Origin of the sequence: Hymenobacter piscis (assembly GCF_018760735.1) — a bacterium.
In the GTDB taxonomy this organism is placed as follows: Bacteria; Bacteroidota; Bacteroidia; order Cytophagales; family Hymenobacteraceae; genus Hymenobacter; species Hymenobacter piscis.
In genome coordinates this window covers 393,172-411,221 of the sequence record NZ_JAHHZN010000001.1, presented here as the reverse complement: position 1 = coordinate 411,221, position 18,050 = coordinate 393,172, and the positions used below count along the sequence as shown (strand labels likewise).

Here is an 18,050-nt window from a genome sequence, read left to right as displayed (position 1 = left end):
AAGTTACACGGCGGGCGGAATTGCGCGCGGTCAGGCCGCCGCCGGAGGTATCCGGGGTGAGTCGTTGAGCAGTTTCCTGCCAGGACCTAGCTCCGATTCTTCCGGCGTTGCGATGATGTTTGCTAATTTAATTAGCTATATGCAAAATTACAGGTATTATTTTGCTAAAAAATGCACCAAGGCCGGCGGCAAGGTGTTATCTTTCGACACGCTCAACCCAATGCCAGAACTATGCGCGAACCGCTGCTAACGGGTGGCACCGACCACTACGACGCCACCGACAAAGACATTGACAAGGCCCTGCGGCCCCTTTCCTTCGACGATTTCGCCGGTCAGGACAAGGTGGTCGAAAACCTGAAGGTGTTCGTGGCCGCCGCCAAGCGCCGCGGCGATGCCCTCGACCACGTGCTGCTCCACGGCCCGCCCGGCCTGGGCAAAACCACCCTATCGCACATCATCGCCAACGAGCTGGAAGCCGGCATCAAGATGACCTCCGGGCCGGTGCTCGACAAGCCCTCCGACCTAGCGGGCCTGCTCACCAACCTGGAGCCCCACGACGTGCTCTTCATCGATGAGATTCACCGCCTCAACCCGGTGGTGGAGGAGTACCTGTACTCGGCCATGGAGGATTACCGCATCGACATCATGCTCGATTCGGGCCCGAATGCCCGCTCGGTGCAGATTTCGCTCTCGCCCTTTACCCTCATCGGGGCCACCACGCGCTCGGGCATGCTCACGGCCCCGCTCCGGGCCCGCTTCGGCATCAGCGCCCGCCTCGAGTACTACGATGCCAAGCTGCTGACCAGCATCGTGGGCCGCTCGGCCGAAATCCTGGCCACGCCCATTCACGACGAGGCCGCCTACGAAATTGCCCGCCGCTCCCGCGGCACCCCGCGCATCGCCAACAACCTGCTGCGCCGCACCCGCGACTTCGCCCAGATCAAAGGCAACGGCACCATCACCCAGGACATTGCCCAGTTTGCCCTGGCCGCCCTCGACGTGGACGCCCGCGGCCTCGACGACATGGACAAGCGCATTCTGACCACCATCATCGACAAGTTCAAGGGTGGCCCGGTGGGCATCAGCACCATTGCCACGGCCTGCGGCGAGGAAGGCGAAACCATCGAGGAAGTCTACGAGCCCTTCCTGATTCAGGAAGGCTACCTCAAGCGCACCAGCCGCGGCCGCGAAGCCACCGAGGCCGCCTACGAGCACCTGGGCCGCCCCATGCCCCAGCACCTGCGCGGCAATTCCGCCACGGGGGAGCTGTTTAGCTGAGGCCTGAAAAAACTGTCATCCTGAGCGGAGCGAAGGATCTTATCCCGCGGAAACGACCTGCCCAGGTAGTTGTTCCCGCGGAGTAAGGTCCTTCGCTCCGCTCAGGATGACGTATTTTTGGCTCTTCTTAAGTTCTACTGCCCATGCTGCCTACTGCCCACTATACTGCTTTCATCAAACGCCGGGCGGCGGAGCTGGGCTTTATGTACTGTGGTATTTCGGAGGCCGGATTTCTGGAAGAGGAAGCGCCCCGGCTCGAAAACTGGCTTAACCAGAACATGCACGGCCAGATGGCCTACATGGCCAACCACTTTGACAAGCGCCTCGACCCGCGCCTGCTCGTAGACGGGGCCCGGTCGGTGATTTCGCTGCTGCTCAACTACTACCCGCCCGCGGAAACCCAGCAGCCCGACGACACGCTCAAAATCAGCAAGTACGCCTACGGCCGCGACTACCACTTCGTCATCAAGGACAAGCTCAAGGAGCTACTCCACGATATGCAGCAGGAAATCGGGGAAATCGGGGGGCGCTGCTTCGTTGATTCGGCCCCGGTGATGGACAAGGCCTGGGCGAAGAAAAGCGGTCTGGGCTGGGTGGGCAAGAATTCCAACCTGATTACGCCCGGCGTCGGCTCGTTCTACTTCATTGCCGAGCTCATCGTGGACGTGCCCCTCGACTACGATGGCCCCATCAAGGACTACTGCGGCACCTGCACCAAATGCGTGGACGCCTGCCCCACCCAGGCCATCACCGAGCCCTACGTGGTGGATGGCAGCAAGTGCATCAGCTACTTCACCATCGAGCTCAAAGACCAGATTCCAAGGGAAATGGACGGGCAGTTCGGCAACTGGGTGTTCGGCTGCGACATCTGCCAGGACGTGTGTCCCTGGAACCGCTTCGCCCGGCCCCATCAGGAGCCCCAGTTCAACCCCCACCCGGCCCTGCCGGGCCTCTCCCGCACCGACTGGCAGGAAATCACCCACGAGCTGTTCTCGGAGCTGTTCCGGCAGTCGGCCGTGAAGCGCACCGGCTACGCGGGCCTGCAGCGCAACATCCGGTTCGTGACGGAGGAGGGAGTTTAGAAGCTATAAAACTACCGGAGCCGGGCGCAGGCTTTCCGGAGGGAAAGCGGCGCCCGGCTCCGGTAGGTGGGAAACGGGTGTTGGGAAAAAGGGTGGTTGGAAAAGGGGGAACGTTAGGCGAGCGTGGGCTGGGAAAATACCCGGTTCAGAATGCGGCGGTAGAGCCGGGAGAACTGCTGGTAACACCAGGCTTTCAGCTCCGAAAGCTCAGCGGGCACCAGGGTCCGCAGGGCTTTGCGCAATTCTTTTTCAAACAGGATCTTGTCGAAGCTCACCTTGAGCAAAATGGTCTTTGCATACTCTAACATGGCTTTTTAGTTGGTTTTCATGGGTGGTAAACAAGCGCGGAACAGTAAGCAGGCAGTTGTACGAAGAAGCTGAAAAAAAGCTGAGGGGTGGTTACTTGATTTCGATTCTTTGTTGAAAGATACAACTAAATACTGCTGGAATGCAAGCTGAACGGGTGCAAAATGAGGGCCACCAGTGCCCTTGTTGGTGCACAAAAAAAGGAGCAGCCGGAGGCTGCTCCTTGCCCTGCAAAGGTCAACACCCGGCATTTCCTGGGTGTGACGCCGGGATGATCAGTATGTAAAGAGCTGGAGCAGCGCGGTGGCCGTCTGGGCGTTCAGGGGCTCGTCGAAGGCTTCGGCTACTTTGGCCAGCACCTGGGTCGGGGTCAGGGGTGGCGTCCCCACGTTGATGGGCAGCGTTGAGTCGAAGGGCACCTGAACCAGGCTGGTCCCGATGGTGACGTACTGCGTGATGTTGTCCTCGCCCTCGTACACCTTGGCCGGCACCGAGCCGGGCGTGGTAATGGCCGCATCGGAGGCGCTGATCCAGCTTTTTACGGTAGCGCCGCGCTGCCGCCGCATGGTGCGGATGTGAGAGGCGTGGCGGGCCTCGGTGGAGTGGGTCCGGACGGCCGCTTCCAGCAGGTAGTCGTCTGATTGCAGAAACTCCACCTGGCCCTTGTAAGCCCGAACGCCGGCATCTTCCAGCAGCTGGGCTACTTGCAGAAAAGTATCGGGGTTGGTCTGTACATCGGGGTAAAGGGCCGGCTGGGCGCCGTTTTTACTGCCGGTGAAGTCGTAGCGCACAACCGGGTCGAGGGAGCTGCCCGAATCGGTAATCAGCCGCTGGAACAGGGCAACGTGCTGGGCCTCGTGCTGCTGAATGGTCTGGATGGCGGTTTTTTCGGTAGCCGAAAATGGCACGGCCGAAAAGCCGGCCACCAGGCCCAGGGCCCGGGAGTAGAACTCGTTTTCGAGCAGCTCCAGTTGCAGGGCCAGGTGCAGGGCATCGAGGCGGGTTTTGGTGTTCTGGGGCGTGGCGGCGGCCGGCCGGCTCAGGCCCGTGAGCAGGGCGGGCAGCAGCGCCGTGCCCGCCTGGCCAAGCCGGCCGAGGGCGGCCCGGCGCGGGGCCGCAGCGGGCAGGGCAGGTGTCGTATCGAGGTCGGCCAGCCGGGCCAGCAGGTTCAGGAAATCCATAGGAAAGGGGCCGGGCGCGGCTTAGAGTAACATGAGGCCATCGGTAATGAGCACTACCGGGAGCAGGGAAGCAATGAGAGTAGCCACTTCGGCGGGCGTTTTCACCGTATCGAGGCCGGCGAGGCTGCCCGAATCCGCAATTACGTCGGAGGCGGCAAAGGAATTGGGCTCGGCCTGGTCGCGCACGAAGGCCGCGTGGCGGGCTTCTACGGAAGCCAGCTTGGCCAGCAGCTGCAAATACTGGGGGTTGGCAATGCGCCTGGCCAGTCCGTTGTAGGCACCCACGCCCACATCTTCCAGCGTGCGGGCGGCGGCGTACACGCCGGCCCGGGTGGTGAGAGTGAAGGCCGTGAAGTTGAAAGCCAGCGGCGTCGTCAGGCCTGCGTCGTAGGCATTGGTGCTCAGGGCAAACTTGAGGAACTCCCGGTGAATGACTTCGTGGTCGCGCAAATCGAGGAAGGCCGCCTTGTCAGCCGCGGTAAAGTCGGCGGGGAATGCCTCCACCACCTTCTGGTAGAACGCCGCTTCCAGCTGTTCCAGCAGGTAGGCAAAGTTCAGCACGCCGGTATCATCCTGCTTGAAGCCGAGGGTGGTGGTATCGGGGGTAGGAGCGGGCGCGGGGTCTTCGCCGCAGCCGGCCAGCACCAGGGCCGATGAAGCCGCCGTAGCGCCGGCAACCCGCAGAAAAGAACGGCGGCGCAGCGTGCGCCCCAGGAAAGAAGTTGCTTCAGAGTTGATCATGCGCAAAGTAAACTCAACGGAGTGCAACCCGATGCAGGCCGCATTTCCCGAAAACCAAAGGTACTCCGAAGAACCGGGATGCACCAGTTACCAGATACCCGCGGAGCTCCGACGGTTGCGCGGCCCGCTGGCCAACACGAAAAAAGCCGGCCCCTAGGGGTCGGCTTTTTCATTTAGGGGCGCAATACGCCCGGCAGGAACTGCTTAGGCTACCAGACCACCCGCGCGCGAGCTATCCAGTACTTCAGCCATAGTCAGGATTTCGTCGAACGAAGCCGCGGCGTCGTTGGCGCTGTACGTGGTGCCGAGCTGCGTAGTCAGGTTAACGTTCGACTGCGTCACGTTGTCTTCGCGGATGCCACCGGTGTACACCGGGCCGAGCGGAGCGGGCAGGTTGGAATCCGAGGCGGGAATCCAGGGCGTCTGACCGCGCATGGTGCGGATGTGCGCCGCGTGCCGGGCTTCCACCGAGTGAATCTGGAGGGCCACCTGGAGAAGAGCACTATTGCTCATCAGATTGCCGGCCTGGCCTTTGTAAGCCCGAACACCGGTGTCTTCCAGCGCCTGTGCAAAGGCCAGCTGGGTAGCATAGTCAGCCGGGAAAAGCGACTCCTTGAATTTTACGTCAGTATCAGTAACTGGCGTGCCATTCAGGCTCTTAATAGTATCCGTCAGCAGCTTTACGTGGGCCGTTTCGTGCTTCAGGATGAGGGCAATGGCACCCGCGGGAGCCCCGGTGGGAACTTGGCCGGCAGCTGTCATTTTTTTGTAGTAATCTTCTTCCAGCAGCTCCAGGGTGAGAGCGTAGTTCAGTACCTCAATAACGCTGGGAGCCGTTGTCTGGCCGTAGGCTTTCGAGAACAAAGAAGCCACGAAGATGGGGGCCGAGGCCAGCGCGCCTTTCTTGGCGGTTTCGCCCAGGGTTTTGAAAACGGCGCGGCGGGAATCGAAGCGGCCCAGTACGTCGGCGTCTACCTCCGACAGTTGTTCAATAATGCGAAGTATGTTCATGATGGGGTGTCGTTAGGAAGGAGGGAGGATTACTTGCCAACGCTGGTAGCGTCGAGCTTCACTTTAATGAAGGGCTGGGCAGCAGCAATTACATCTACCGGCTCCATGGCCTTATCGAGACCCATGCTGTCGATGATGCTGTCGTCGGCGAACGAACCGTTGGAAATCAGGTCCCGCACATACGCGGCGTGGCGGGCTTCCACCGATACAATCTGCCCGGCAATAACGAGGTAAGCCGGCGTTTTGAGGTATTTACCGGCACCGTTGTAGGCGGCTACGCCCAGGTCCTCGAACGTCTTGGCGGCAGCCAGTACCGAGTCGCGCTTGGTGAAGTCAACGGAACTGAAATTCAGGTCAGATGCCTGCAACGACGGAATAATCTTGCCCGGGGCGTCGCGGTTGATGGCGGCCTTGAAGAAGTCGCGGTGAATGGCTTCGTGAGCAGCTACCTGGGTGAAATACGCCAGCTCGTTGGTTTTGAAGTCGGTGGCCGGGGTGTCCTTTACCTGCGCATAGAACGCGGCTTCGAGCTGTTCCAGGGCATAGGCATAGTTCAGGACGCCTACGTCACCGGAGCCCAGGCTGATGGTGCCAGCGGGTACTACTTCGTCTTTGTCGTCGTCGCAACCGGAGAGGAGCAGAGCCGTAGCCCCGGCCGTAGCCCCGGCATACATAAAGAAGGAGCGGCGTTTGATGGGCGTGTACAGCGGTTTGGCGAACTCCGCTTCGTCGCCGGCGTTTTGCTTGATGTTGGACATGAGAAAGGTAGTTGGGTGAAAAGTATAGGCAACAACGGGCCACCTGCCTCAAAGCAGTGCTCTGAAACCCTCGTAAACTGTGAAAACCAGCGGGAGGTAGTGGTTTGGGGGGAATTACGCGCCCCCTTGCGCTATGGATTGGAGAAAGCCAAAATGTTGTTCAGGATATTTGCCTATTACTAGATATAAAAAGTGAGTATCTGCCTGAAAGCGTGGCGCCAAGGCCACTGATGCGGGTTTATCTTCGAAGCAAAGCGGCCAGGCCTTTATACCCGGGCCAGGCCCGCCGGGAACCGGAAGGGAGTCGGGTGGCAGCGGTTTTTGCGTAGCTTTGAGTTGTTTCCTGTTGCCGCCGTCCTATGCGCTTGTTCATACTGCTGCTCTGCCTGCTGTGGGCCGGAAACGTCGGTCCGGCAGCCGGGCAGTCCGGCCCGGCGCCCAGCGCCGACATCGTGCTCGGCCCCGCGGCCTTTCCCCTCAACGAGTACTATACCATCAGCTTCCGGCTGCGCGGGGCCCCGCTGGAGCGCTATTCGGCCTTTCCGGATCTGGAGGGCTTCAAGAAAAGCGGCAAATCGAGCACGACTACCACGCGCATTGTCAACGGGCAGACGTCCACGGAGCTGACCATTACCCAGCGGTACGCCGCCTTTGCCGAGGGCAGCTTTGAGCTCAAGCCCTTTGGCATGACGGTGAACGGGCTGGAGCTCAAATCGGCCGGGGCCACGCTGAAAGTGGGCCCCCAGCAGGCCGCTCCCGCTCCGGCCCCCAGTGCCGCCCCGCTGCAGGGTCTGGGGCTGCTGGATCAGCTTTTCGGCAAGCCCAAGCCCCAGGACTACGTGGAGCCCCAGGATGCGGCTTTCCTGGCCGTGGTAACGGACAAGCCCCGGGTGTTTGTGGGCGAGGGCGTGCACGTGGGGCTGTACTTTTACCTGCGCCCCGAAGATCAGTCGGTACTCAACTTCTACAACTTCGCCAGCCAGCTGCCCGGCATTATCCGGCAGCTGCGCCAGCGCACGGTGTGGGAAGAAAGCTTCGACGAGCAGGAAGTGCTGCCCGAAGCGGTGCAGGTAGGCGGCAAGCCCTTCCTGCGCTACCGCCTCTGGGAAGCCGAGCTCTACCCCCTGAATGCGGAGCCGCTCACCTTTCCGCCCGTGGAGCTGCAGATGCTCAAGTACAAAGTAGCCAGGAAGCCCGCCGAGGGCCTCGATAACCGGCTGGAAGGCTACAAAACCTACCGCTCGGCGGCGCGCTCCGTACCCGTGCTGCCCCTGCCGCCCCACCCGCTCCGCGACCAGGTGCCGGTGGGCAATTACGAGCTGAAAGAGTTTCTCGACCGCACCACTTTCCGCACCGGCCGCACTTTCGCCTACACTTTCGGGCTGGAAGGGGAGGGGAATCTGGCGGCGGTAAATCTGGCTGCCCCGTCGCCGCCGGCCGGGCTGGAAGTGTTTGGTCCGGAAGTGCAGCAGACCCTCACGCGCCAGAACGGCCGGGTGGGCGGGCGTAAGAGCTTCCGTTTCCGGCTGGTAGCCCGCCAGCCCGGCCCGCTCCGCCTCGACACCCTGTTTCAGCTCATCGTCTTCAACCCCGCCACTGCCCGCTACGACACGCTACGCTCCCGGCTGCGCCCCCGCGTGCAGGGCCCCGAGCGCCCGGCTACCGTCCTGCGGGCCAACCCCACCGACCCCTTCTACCGCGACGCCCTGCGCGACGCCGACCCTGTTCCCCAGCCCCGCGACGTGTACCGCGACGTGCGTCGCTACGCCAACCTGTTCCTGGGGGCCCTGCTGGCCTTTGCCCTGTTCGGCTGGTGGCGGGCCCGGCGGTGAAGTGGTGAATGAGTGAGTCGGTGAATGAGTGAATGGGCTGTTGGGGGGAGCCTGCGAACGACTTTATTCGGCTGCCACTCCTTACTCAGGCTGAACTCAGGCTGACCGAAAGCCCGTACAAGCTCTGGGTGACCGTATATTTGCCGCATTAGCTTTTGAGTCACTCATTCACCGAGTCACTCATTCACCGAGTCACTCATTCACCACTTCACCACATGAACACTTTCGGCTCGCTGTTTCGCATTACCACGTTTGGAGAATCGCACGGGCCGGGGATTGGGGTGGTCATTGACGGGTGTCCGGCCGGGCTGTCCGTGGCCGAGGAGCAGATTCAGGCGGCCCTGGACCGCCGCCGCCCGGGCCAGTCGGACCTGACGACGCCCCGCTCGGAGGCCGACCGGGTGGAGGTGCAGTCGGGTATTTTCCGGGGCGCAACCACCGGCACGCCCATCAGCCTCTACATCCGCAACCAGGACCAGCACAGCCACGACTACTCCCACATCGAGCACGCCTACCGCCCCTCCCACGCCGATTATACCTACGACCAGAAGTACGGCCGGCGCGACTTCCGGGGCGGGGGCCGCAGCTCGGCCCGCGAAACGGCGGCCCGCGTAGCCGCCGGCGCGGTGGCCCAGCAACTGCTCAGCCAGCACGGCATCCGGGTGGCCAGCTACGTTTCCCAGGTGGGCGCGGTGGCCGTGCCGGTGGGCTACGAGCAGCTCGATCTGGGCCTGATTGACGCCAACCCCGTGCGCTGCCCCCACCCCGAAACGGCCGGGCGCATGGCCGACCTCATCCGCCAGACCCGCGACCGGCACGACACGGTGGGCGGCCTCGTGACGGGGGTGGTGCAGGGCCTGCCCGCCGGCCTCGGCGAGCCCGTGTTCGATAAGCTGCACTCCGAGCTGGGCCGGGCCATGCTCAGCATCAACGCCGTGAAGGGCTTCGAGTACGGCTCCGGCTTCGCGGGCACGCTGCTGTTCGGCTCCGAGCACAACGACGCCTTTTACACCGACGAGGCTGGGCTGGTCCGCACCCGCACCAACCATTCGGGCGGCATTCAGGGCGGCATCAGCAACGGCCAGGATGTGTACTTCCGCGTGGCCTTCAAGCCCGTAGCTACCATTCTGCAACCCCAGGCCACCATCAACGACCAGGGCGAGGAAGTCACCCTGGCCGGGCGCGGCCGCCACGACCCCTGCGTGCTACCCCGCGCCGTACCCATCGTGGACGCCATGACCAGCCTCGTGCTGGCCGATATGCTGCTGCGCGCCCGCGCAAACAGGGTTTGATGCTTTTGGCTGCTGGCTTTTGGCTATCGTTTCTTTGGCCAGCAGCTAACAGCCAACATAAAGCTACCTTTGCAACTATTACCGCCCCGGGCGGTTTTACAGGTCGGGCCTGCTTGATTGGCCCGTTTTTCTCCCGCTTGTCTCCAAGTCTTTCAAACATGGCTGAACAACTCACTGCCCCCGCGGCTCCGGTTTCCATTTACGCCGAAGCCAGCCCCAACCCCGAATCCATGAAGTTCGTGCTCAACTCCCAGCTGCTGGCTGATGGGGTGAGCGTGGATTACCCCAACCTGGAAGCCGCCGCCAACTCGCCGCTGGCTCAGGAACTGTTCAACTTCGACTATGTGGGCCGGGTGTTCATCGCCCAGAACTTCGTGACCATCACCAAAACTACGGACCATCAGTGGGCCCAGCTGATTCCGGAGCTGCGCACCTTCCTCAAGTCCTATATCGAGGCCAACGGCCCCATCTTCACCGTGGACCCCGCCGCCGAGCAGAAAGCTGCCCAGCAGGCCGCCGCTACGCCCGCCGACGCGTCGGAAGCCGACCAGGCTACCAGCCAGAAGATCATCGACCTGCTTGATAACTACGTGCGCCCCGCCGTGGAGCAGGATGGTGGCAACATCACCTTCAAAAGCTACCACGAAGGCATCGTGACCGTGAACCTGCAGGGTTCCTGCTCCGGCTGTCCTTCGGCCACGGTCACGCTCAAGTCCGGCATCGAGAACCTGCTCAAGCGCATGGTCCCCGAGGTGCAATCGGTCGTAGCCGAAGGCATCACCATTTAATCCCAGATGGTGCAGATGATTGGCTGCCGCTGATGCCGGCGTCCGCACACAGGATTACAAGCAAAGAGCCCGGCCAATCGGCCGGGCTCTTTGCTTGTAATCCTGTAGCCTGTAGCGCGCAGCCTGTGCTTCGCGTATCGCTCTAACCGTAGAACAGCTATCCTTCAGCGGCAAAATCCGGCCGGGACGTTCAACGAAACGCGAAGCACAGGCTTTGCGCTACGGCCTTACAACGCAAAAGAGCCCGGCCAACCGGCCGGGCTCTTTGCTTGTGCTTCATGTGTGCGGATGCCGGCATCAGCGGCATCCAATCATCTGCACATCTGGGATCTAGACCTGAGACGTGCTCAGTTTGGGCGCGCCGGCGTCGGATACGGTGTTCATCCGCTCTTTTTCCTTCTTGCCATAGGTGTCCAGAATCAGCGGGGCCGCGATGAACAGCGACGAGTAGGTGCCGAAGATGATACCGATAATCATGGCGAAGGAGAACGAACGGAGGGTTTCGCCGCCGAAGATGTAGAGCACCACCATTACCAGGAACACGGTGGTAAACGTAATCATGGTGCGGGAGAACGTGCTGTTCAGGGCCGGGTTCACTACCTGAGCGAAGGTCAGCTGCTTGTTCTCGCGCAGGTATTCCCTGATTCGGTCGTAGATAACGATGGTATCGTTCATCGAGAAGCCGATGGTGGTGAGCACGGCGGCCACGAATACCTGGTCCATTTCGTAGTTCAGACCCACGGCCCGGGCAATCGGGAAGGAGGCAATTACGATGAGGGCATCGTGGAACAGGGCCACAACGGCGGCCATGGAGTACTGCCACTTCTCGAAGCGGAAGAGCACGTACACGAAAATGGCCAGCAGCGTGAGGCCCAGGCTCAGCACCGAGGTGCGCTTGATGTCGTCGGCAATGGTAGCGCCTACTTTCGAGGTGCTCTGAATTTTGGGGTTCAGCGCGCCGTACTTGGCATCGAGGCCCTGGAGCAAGGCTGCCTGCACTTTCTGGTCGGCTTCCACGCTCTCGTCGTCGGCCAGGTAGCCGGTCGTGATGCGCAGGCGGCTGTCGGTGCCGAAGGTTTTGGCCTCGGTGCCGGCCCCGCCGAAGTAGTCCTGGGTAAGCAGGTCGCGGGCTTCGGAGGCCACCACGGGCTTATCGAAGCTGACCACGTAAGCGCGGCCGCCGCGGAAGTCCACGCCCAGGTTGGGGCCGCCCTGCAGGTACATCAGCACGAAGCCGATGACGATGAACACGGTGGAGAAGGCGTAGGCAATTTTGCGCTTGCCCACGATGTCGAGGTTGAGGCCCTTGAAGAGGTTGCGCGAGAGGAAGGTGCTGAAGTTGAGCGAGGTGGTTTCCTTGCCCTTCACCATCCACTCGATGATAAGCCGAGACACGTACACGGCCGACAGGAAGGAGGTGAACACGCCAATCAGCAGGGTGATGGCGAAGTTCTGCACCGGACCCGTTCCGAAGGTGAACAGGATGATGGCGATGATGAGCGTGGTGACGTTGGCATCGAAAATAGCCGAGAAAGCCCGCGAGTAGCCCTTGTTGATGGCGTCCTTGGGCTGCAGACCGTGGTCAAGCTCTTCCCGGATTCGCTCGAAAATCAGCACGTTGGCATCCACCGAGGCCGCAATAACCAGCAGCAAACCGGCAATGCCGGGCAGGGTGAGGGCGAAGCTGAATTGGGCCAGCACGCCCATAATCAGGAACAGGTTGAAGAGCAGAGCGGCATCGGCCACCAGACCGGCGCGGCCGTAGTAAGCGGCCATGAAGGCCATGATAATCACGAGGCCGCCGAGGGTGGAGTACAAACCCTGGTTGGTGGCTTCCTTACCCAGCGACGGACCGACCACGGCTTCTTCCACGATGCGGGTAGGAGCGGGCAGCTTGCCGGCCTTCAGCACGTTGGCCAGGTCGTTGGCTTCCTCAATGGTGAAGTTGCCCGAGATGCTGGAGTTGCCGCCGGCAATTTCGGCCTGCACCACGGGGGCGGAGTACACGTAATCATCGAGCACGATGGCCACCTGGCGGCCGATGTTGGCGGCCGTCAGGCGCTGCCACTTGCGGGCCCCGCCGGGGTTCATCTGCATCGAAACTTCGGCCCCGCCGCCCTGCTGGTTGAAGTCGCCGCGCGCGTCGCTGATGACTTCGCCGCCGATGGGAGCTTCGGTTTCGCGACCCTTGCGGATGGCGTAGAGCTGCAGGTATTCCTGGCCTTCAATCACGTCGGGCTTCACACCCCACATGAAGGTGAGGTTGGCGGGCAGCACGGCGCGGGTGTCGGCGCTGCGGAGCACGGCGTTCACGCGGGCCGTGTCGCGGATGTTGGCACCCAGCGTGCCGGGCATGGTGAACAGGCTGGCCAGTACGTTTTTCTGGGGTGCGGCCGAGTCGGTTTTAGCGGTGGTGTTCTTCTGCGCCAGCTGCTTGGCCAGATCAGACGTGTCGGCGGCAGCAGTGGCTCCGGCGGCGGTGGTAGCGGTAGCGGCGGCCGGGGCGGCGGCTACTTCCCGGGCGCTGAGCACCTGGTTGAGCTGGCCCAGGTAGGGGGCAAACTCATCCTGGCGCCATACTTCCCAGAACTCCAGCTTGGCCTGGCCCTGTACCAGCTTGCGCACGCGGTCGGGGTTGTCTACGCCGGGCAGCTCAATCTGAATGCGGCCGGTGCCTTTCACCCGCTGAATGTTGGGCTGGCTGGTGCCGAATTTATCGATGCGGGTACGCAGGATGTTGAACGAGCGGTCGATGGCGTCCTCCACCTGCTTGTTGATTTCGGCAATAACTTTCTCGTCCGAGGAGTTGATGTCGATGGCGCCCTTGTTGGTGGTGTTGGCGAAGATGCGGGCGAGTTTATCGTTGGGCGCTACCTGGCGGAAGGCCTGGGCAAACAGGGTAGTAAAGGGCGTCGACGGGTTGGTCCGGCGCATTTCCTGGGCCTGGTTGAGGGCTTTGTTGAAGTTTGCGTCCTTGGATTTGCCGCTCATGCCGCGCACAATTTCCACCGGCGAAACTTCCAGCGTCAGGTGCATACCGCCGTTCAAATCCAGGCCCAGGCCCAGCTCCGACTGGCGGACTTCCTTATAAGTGAGGGGGCCGAACACGGGCGCGCGCCATACCGAATCGAGGTAGTGCTGGCGCTGCTTTTCGTTGAGCTGGCCGCCGCGGGTGGCAAACCGGGCCGCATCCCGCTGTACCCCCTTGGAAACCAGGGTCAGTGAGAGGAAGTAGATGCACAACGCCGACACGAGCAGCGTCAGCGTTATGATGAGTCCTTTATTACGCATGAAAAAGTGAATTGATAATCAGTAGAAAGGAGAAGGAACCCGGCCCGGACCGCGGGAGCGGGGCGGGTCCAACGGCGGTGGGTGGCCCCGCGAATGGCATCACGGGTGCCCCCCCACCGGGTAGTGGCAGGAGCAGGGAGGCTAGGGAGCCTGGGGCGAAAGGGCCGAAATCAGCAGGCGGGCCCGGAAAAAATCCGCTATCCGGTCGGCTCGGGGCGGGGTGCAGGCCTGGGCCAGCAGGCGCCATCGGGGGGTAGCCAGCCGAACGGGCAGCGGCAGCCAGGCATCGGCCGCCGGAGCTACCAGCGCGCTGAAGGGCGATGTAGCTTCGAGGTTCACACGTTGCTTGACCACGGCCGTACGGGCCGCTACGGCCACCCGGGCCGCCGGGGAACCGGCCGGCAGTACCCGCAGCGTGGCCACCGTCTGGTGGTTCAGGCCCAGCACCATGAGCACGGTGAGCGTGAGCAGGGCGAAGCGCAGGCGCGGATACAACGTGGTGAAGGAAAGCAACGGACGGGGGGTAAGAGCTACAAATATAGGTTTTTGCCCCGCCGGCAGCAAAGCCCGTTGCGCTTTGCTGCCCATAATCCGCAAAAAAGCCCCCGACCAACGGTCAGGGGCTCGGGCTGCGCAACCCGGAAAACCGGCGCTGAAACCAGCTTAGCGGCCCGCGGCTACTTTGCTCTGCAGAAACGAAACGAGCACGTTCAGGCCTTTCTCGAAGTGGCGGTTGTTGGGGATGATCAGGTCGGCGTCCTGCTTGAAGGGCTGAATGTACTTCTCGTAGGTGGGCGCCACGTGGTTGGTGTAGCGGTAAAGCACGTCCTCCAGGTCGTAGCCCCGCTCGTCCCGGTCGCGCACGATGCGGCGCTGCAGCTTCACGTGTTCCTGGGCGTCGATGTACACTTTCAGGTCCAGCAGCTTGGCCACTTCCTGAAAGTAGAACACAAAAATGCCTTCCACCACCACAATGGGCGCGGGCCGGAATACCAGCTCGGTGGGCACCACGTTGGGGTTGTTGAAGGTGTATTCCTGGCGGCGCACCTCCAGCCCCTGGCTGATGCGCAACACATCGGCGGCGTAGGCAGCCGAGTCAATGGAGGTCGGCAGGTCGAAGTTGGTGACGCCCTGGGCATCTACCGACTGGCTTTCCCGGGGGTGGTAATAATTATCCTGCGAAATCAGACAGATTTCTTCTTCGGGAAACGAAGCCAGCAGCCGGCGCAGAAAAGTGGTCTTGCCAGAGGCGCTGCCGCCCGTGATACCGACGATGAAAGGGTGTTGCATGGGGTGGGGAATAGGCCCGTACCGGCAGGGCCAACCCTGCAAAAGTAATAAATCTGACGCAGGCGATGGAAGAAAATGAGAAATGAGGGAGGATTGGGGTGAGGAGGTGATGGGGTGAGAAGGTGCAGTTCTGTCATCCTGAGCGGAGCGAAGGACCTTATGCTGTTTTACCGGTTGATAGTGCAAGGTCCTTCGCTCCGCTCAGGATGACAGAACTGCACCTTCTCACCCCATCACCCCATCACCCCATCACCTCCTCACCTCACCCGTTCAAAAAAGCCACCAGGCCGGCTACGGCGCGGCTGCGGTGGCTGAGGGCGTTTTTCTCGGTCAAATCCATTTCGGCGAAGGTGCGGCCGTCGCCCTCGGTGGGCTCAAAAACGGGGTCGTAGCCAAAGCCGGCCTGCCCGCGCTGCTGCTCCGTGATGCGGCCGGGCACGGCGCCGGCAAACTCGTGCACTTCGCCGCCGGGCAGCACCAGGGCCACCACCGTCCGGAACTGCGCGGTGCGGTCGGACTGGCCCTGCAGTTCCTGGAGCAGCTTGGCCACGTTGTCCTCGGAGCGGCGCTGGGGGCCGGCGTAGCGGGCCGAATAGACCCCTGGCGCGCCGTGGAGAGCCGTTACTTCGAGCCCGGTATCATCGGCGAAGCAGGCCACCCCAAAATGGTCCCAGACGTGCTGAGCCTTCTGGCGGGCGTTGCCCTCGAGCGTGTCCTGGGTTTCGGGCAGTTCCTCGTGGCAGCCGATAGCCGCTAGGCTGACCAGCTCCACGGAAGCAGGCAGCAGGGGGCGGATTTCATCGAGCTTGTGGGCGTTGTTGGAGGCAAAGCAGAGGCGCATGGAGCAGCAGGTTGGGGGAAGTGAATCAACCGCCCGCAAGGTACGGACATAAAAAAACCGGCCCGGGGCCGGTGAGTCAGAACGTACGGGTATCAAACGGACGATTTCAGCGGAACATCACCTTAATCAGGTTCCAGGAGCGGGCTACGGGGTTTTCGGTTTCGGGCGCAGTCTGGTAGGAGCGGGTGCCGGTAGGGCTGCGCACCGTCAGACGGTAGGTGACGGGGCCTTTCACGGCGGGGCTCATTGCGTCGAAGTAGCGGTACTCGGCCTGAGCCGTGGGGCTGAGGCTGGTAATCTGGTCGAAGTCAGGAGCGGCGGCATCCCGGCGGTACACGTCGTAGCTACTCACCTGCTGTCCCCCCGGAGCCTGCCACTCCAGCCGCACGCCGCCTTCCTGCGTCTGGGCCCGGAACAGCATGAAGCCGGCCCCGTAGGTGAGGGCCGAAAGCAGCAGCAAAACCAGCAGAACCGGCGTAACGGAACGGACCATAAAGTAGATAGCGGTAGTAAAAAAATCAGTACGCAAGTATACAGGTATCCGGGCAGATAGTGTGTGATGGCAAGGTTAAGGATTATGGGATTTGGGAAAAGATGCGAATAGGTTTTAAAATCCGGACGTAACGTGTACTTTTGCAGTCCCTTCCGCAAAATCGGCAGGCAACAAGGTACAAACGTCACTACGACCATGAAAAAAGAGATTCACCCCGAGTATCGTGAGGTGGTGTTCCAGGACACCTCCAGCGGCTTCAAATTTGTGACCCGTTCGACGATGAGCTCCGGCGAGACCATCACGATGGAAGACGGCAAGACTTACCCCGTAATCAAGGTGGAAGTTAGCTCGGAGTCGCATCCCTTCTATACTGGCAAAAACGTGCTGCTTGATACGGCCGGCCGTGTGGAGAAATTCCGCAACCGCTACAACAAGAAGTAATTTGTTGGTGCCTAGTGCTTAGTTATAAGTGCTTAGGCCACTACCAGAAGAACTCCCGCCAGCTCGACTGACGGGAGTTTTTTTGTTCTTCACACCTCTATATTAACGGACCGGACCCTACCGCAGCTCCGGTCTAAGCCCTACTCTCTAAGCACTACGCACAACTCCGCCATGCACGTTCTGCTCTTCGACGACCCGGCCATCCGGCCCCATCTGCTGCCTTTTACCTTTACCCGGCCGGTGGCGGCGCTGCGCTGCGGCATTCTCACCCTGGCCGAAAAATGGCAGCACCGCCTGGGCGTGGAGCAGGTCGGCTACCTCACCCAGGACTACCTGCAAGCCAAATTTCCGGCCGGCGAAACCCAGGGCCCGGCCCTGGTCATCAACGGCGCCGTGTGTCCCGACGAGCTGCTGATCCGGCAGGTGCAGGCCCTGGCGCCCGGCGAGGCCCTTTTTGATGGGGAACTGCTGGTAGCCGCCCACCTCTCCGACGCCACCCAGGTGGCCGAGCTGATTCAGGAAGGCTTCCAGAAAACCCGCGAGGTGGCGGAGCCCGTGACGGCCATCCGGGCACTGTGGCACCTGTTTCTGCGCAACGGGGCCGAAATCCGCCAGGATTTCGACCTGCTGACCAAAGGCCGCGAGTCGGCCCCGGTCAGCGATGCGCACACCATCGTGTACGGGGCCGAGAACATCTTCATTGAGCCGGGCGTGAAAATCCGGGCGGCCATCCTCAACGCCGAAAACGGCCCGATTTACCTGGGCCGCAACTCCCAGGTGCACGAGGGCGCCATCATCAGCGGGCCGCTGGCGCTCTGTGAGGGCAGCCACATCAACCCCGGCGCCAAAATGCGCGGCGACAACACTGTGGGCCCCTTCTGCAAGGTGGGCGGCGAAGTGGGCAACAGCATCCTGCTGGGCTATTCCAACAAAGGCCACGACGGCTACCTGGGCAACTCCGTGATTGGCGAGTGGTGCAACCTGGGGGCCGATACCAACACCAGCAACCTCAAGAACAACTACGCCCCGGTTAAAATCTGGAGCCACTCGGCCGGCCGATTCGTGAACACGGGCCAGACCTTCTGCGGCCTGATGATGGGCGACCATAGCAAGTGCGGCATCAACACCATGTTCAATACCGGCACGGTGGTGGGCGTGGGGGCCAACATCTTCGGGGCGGGCTTCCCGCGCACCTTCATCCCGAGCTTCAGCTGGGGCGGTTCGGCCGGGTTCGAAACCTTCCGCCTGCCCAAAGTAGCCGAGGTAGCCGAGCGCGTCATGGCCCGCCGCCAGCTCGCCTACGACGCTGTGGAGCAAGGTATCATGCAGCACGTCTACGACGCTACTGCCAAGGACCGGGTGTGGGAGAAGGCGGGATAGTTTAGGAATTGTTGTAAAAAATGCGCGTCATGCTGGGCGCAGCGA

General features: G+C 61.9%; 17 protein-coding genes. 7 read left to right on the top strand and 10 right to left on the bottom strand.

Annotated elements, in window-relative coordinates; translation table 11 throughout:
• The first annotated feature begins 231 nt into the window (after nt 1-231).
• On the top strand, nt 232-1,278 hold the full coding sequence (ruvB, locus tag KLP40_RS01780) for a Holliday junction branch migration DNA helicase RuvB (protein ID WP_215591820.1): 1,047 nt from the start codon (nt 232-234) through the stop codon (nt 1,276-1,278).
• A 143-nt stretch (nt 1,279-1,421) separates the two neighbouring features.
• A complete protein-coding gene (gene queG, locus KLP40_RS01775; RefSeq protein ID WP_215591819.1) occupies nt 1,422-2,360 on the top strand; it encodes a tRNA epoxyqueuosine(34) reductase QueG in 939 nt (312 codons plus the stop codon).
• A gap of 113 nt (nt 2,361-2,473) precedes the next feature.
• On the opposite strand, the gene KLP40_RS01770 is transcribed toward queG, so the two are convergent.
• The 5 genes from KLP40_RS01770 to KLP40_RS01750 form a co-directional block, all read right to left on the bottom strand.
• The gene (locus KLP40_RS01770; RefSeq protein ID WP_215591818.1) at nt 2,474-2,668 is read right to left on the bottom strand and encodes a hypothetical protein; all 195 of its coding nucleotides are present in this window, start codon (nt 2,666-2,668) and stop codon (nt 2,474-2,476) included.
• Between the two features lie 273 nt (nt 2,669-2,941).
• Entirely contained in the window at nt 2,942-3,847 is a 906-nt protein-coding gene (locus KLP40_RS01765) for a ferritin-like domain-containing protein (RefSeq protein WP_215591817.1), read from the bottom strand.
• Nucleotides 3,848-3,868: 21 nt separating this feature from the next.
• A complete protein-coding gene (locus KLP40_RS01760; RefSeq protein ID WP_215591815.1) occupies nt 3,869-4,588 on the bottom strand; it encodes a ferritin-like domain-containing protein in 720 nt (239 codons plus the stop codon).
• Between the two features lie 204 nt (nt 4,589-4,792).
• On the bottom strand, nt 4,793-5,599 hold the full coding sequence (locus KLP40_RS01755; RefSeq protein ID WP_215591813.1) for a ferritin-like domain-containing protein: 807 nt from the start codon (nt 5,597-5,599) through the stop codon (nt 4,793-4,795).
• A 29-nt stretch (nt 5,600-5,628) separates the two neighbouring features.
• On the bottom strand, nt 5,629-6,357 hold the full coding sequence (locus KLP40_RS01750; RefSeq protein WP_215591812.1) for a ferritin-like domain-containing protein: 729 nt from the start codon (nt 6,355-6,357) through the stop codon (nt 5,629-5,631).
• Nucleotides 6,358-6,716: 359 nt separating this feature from the next.
• Between KLP40_RS01750 and KLP40_RS01745 the strand changes: the two genes are divergently transcribed.
• From KLP40_RS01745 to KLP40_RS01735, 3 genes are all read left to right on the top strand, one after another.
• Nucleotides 6,717-8,189, top strand: coding sequence for a BatD family protein (locus KLP40_RS01745; protein ID WP_215591811.1), 1,473 nt, complete (start codon nt 6,717-6,719; stop codon nt 8,187-8,189).
• Nucleotides 8,190-8,404: 215 nt separating this feature from the next.
• Nucleotides 8,405-9,481 carry a chorismate synthase gene (aroC, locus tag KLP40_RS01740; protein WP_215591810.1) on the top strand — a complete coding sequence of 359 codons (1,077 nt, stop codon included), beginning with the start codon at nt 8,405-8,407 and terminating at the stop codon, nt 9,479-9,481.
• Nucleotides 9,482-9,639: 158 nt separating this feature from the next.
• Nucleotides 9,640-10,269 (top strand): NifU family protein, encoded by a 630-nt coding sequence (locus tag KLP40_RS01735; RefSeq protein WP_215591809.1) that lies wholly within the window; start codon nt 9,640-9,642, stop codon nt 10,267-10,269.
• Nucleotides 10,270-10,599: 330 nt separating this feature from the next.
• Here the strand turns inward: KLP40_RS01735 and secDF are convergent, their stop codons facing one another.
• From secDF to KLP40_RS01710, 5 genes are all read right to left on the bottom strand, one after another.
• Complete coding sequence (gene secDF, locus KLP40_RS01730; protein ID WP_215591808.1) at nt 10,600-13,560, bottom strand: protein translocase subunit SecDF; 2,961 nt, start codon at nt 13,558-13,560, stop codon at nt 10,600-10,602.
• A gap of 141 nt (nt 13,561-13,701) precedes the next feature.
• Entirely contained in the window at nt 13,702-14,073 is a 372-nt protein-coding gene (locus KLP40_RS01725) for a hypothetical protein (RefSeq protein ID WP_215591807.1), read from the bottom strand.
• 150 nt (nt 14,074-14,223) lie between these two features.
• The gene (locus KLP40_RS01720; RefSeq protein ID WP_215591806.1) at nt 14,224-14,850 is read right to left on the bottom strand and encodes a uridine kinase family protein; all 627 of its coding nucleotides are present in this window, start codon (nt 14,848-14,850) and stop codon (nt 14,224-14,226) included.
• A 262-nt stretch (nt 14,851-15,112) separates the two neighbouring features.
• Nucleotides 15,113-15,691 (bottom strand): RdgB/HAM1 family non-canonical purine NTP pyrophosphatase, encoded by a 579-nt coding sequence (gene rdgB, locus KLP40_RS01715; protein ID WP_215591805.1) that lies wholly within the window; start codon nt 15,689-15,691, stop codon nt 15,113-15,115.
• Between the two features lie 106 nt (nt 15,692-15,797).
• Entirely contained in the window at nt 15,798-16,184 is a 387-nt protein-coding gene (locus KLP40_RS01710; RefSeq protein ID WP_215591804.1) for a hypothetical protein, read from the bottom strand.
• Nucleotides 16,185-16,379: 195 nt separating this feature from the next.
• On the opposite strand from KLP40_RS01710, the gene KLP40_RS01705 reads away from it, so the two are divergent.
• Both KLP40_RS01705 and KLP40_RS01700 read left to right on the top strand, forming a co-directional pair.
• Nucleotides 16,380-16,625: a type B 50S ribosomal protein L31 gene (locus tag KLP40_RS01705; protein WP_215591803.1), complete on the top strand. Its 246-nt coding sequence runs from the start codon at nt 16,380-16,382 to the stop codon at nt 16,623-16,625.
• 171 nt (nt 16,626-16,796) lie between these two features.
• Entirely contained in the window at nt 16,797-18,005 is a 1,209-nt protein-coding gene (locus KLP40_RS01700) for a GlmU family protein (RefSeq protein WP_215591802.1), read from the top strand.
• Nucleotides 18,006-18,050: the final 45 nt, after the last annotated feature.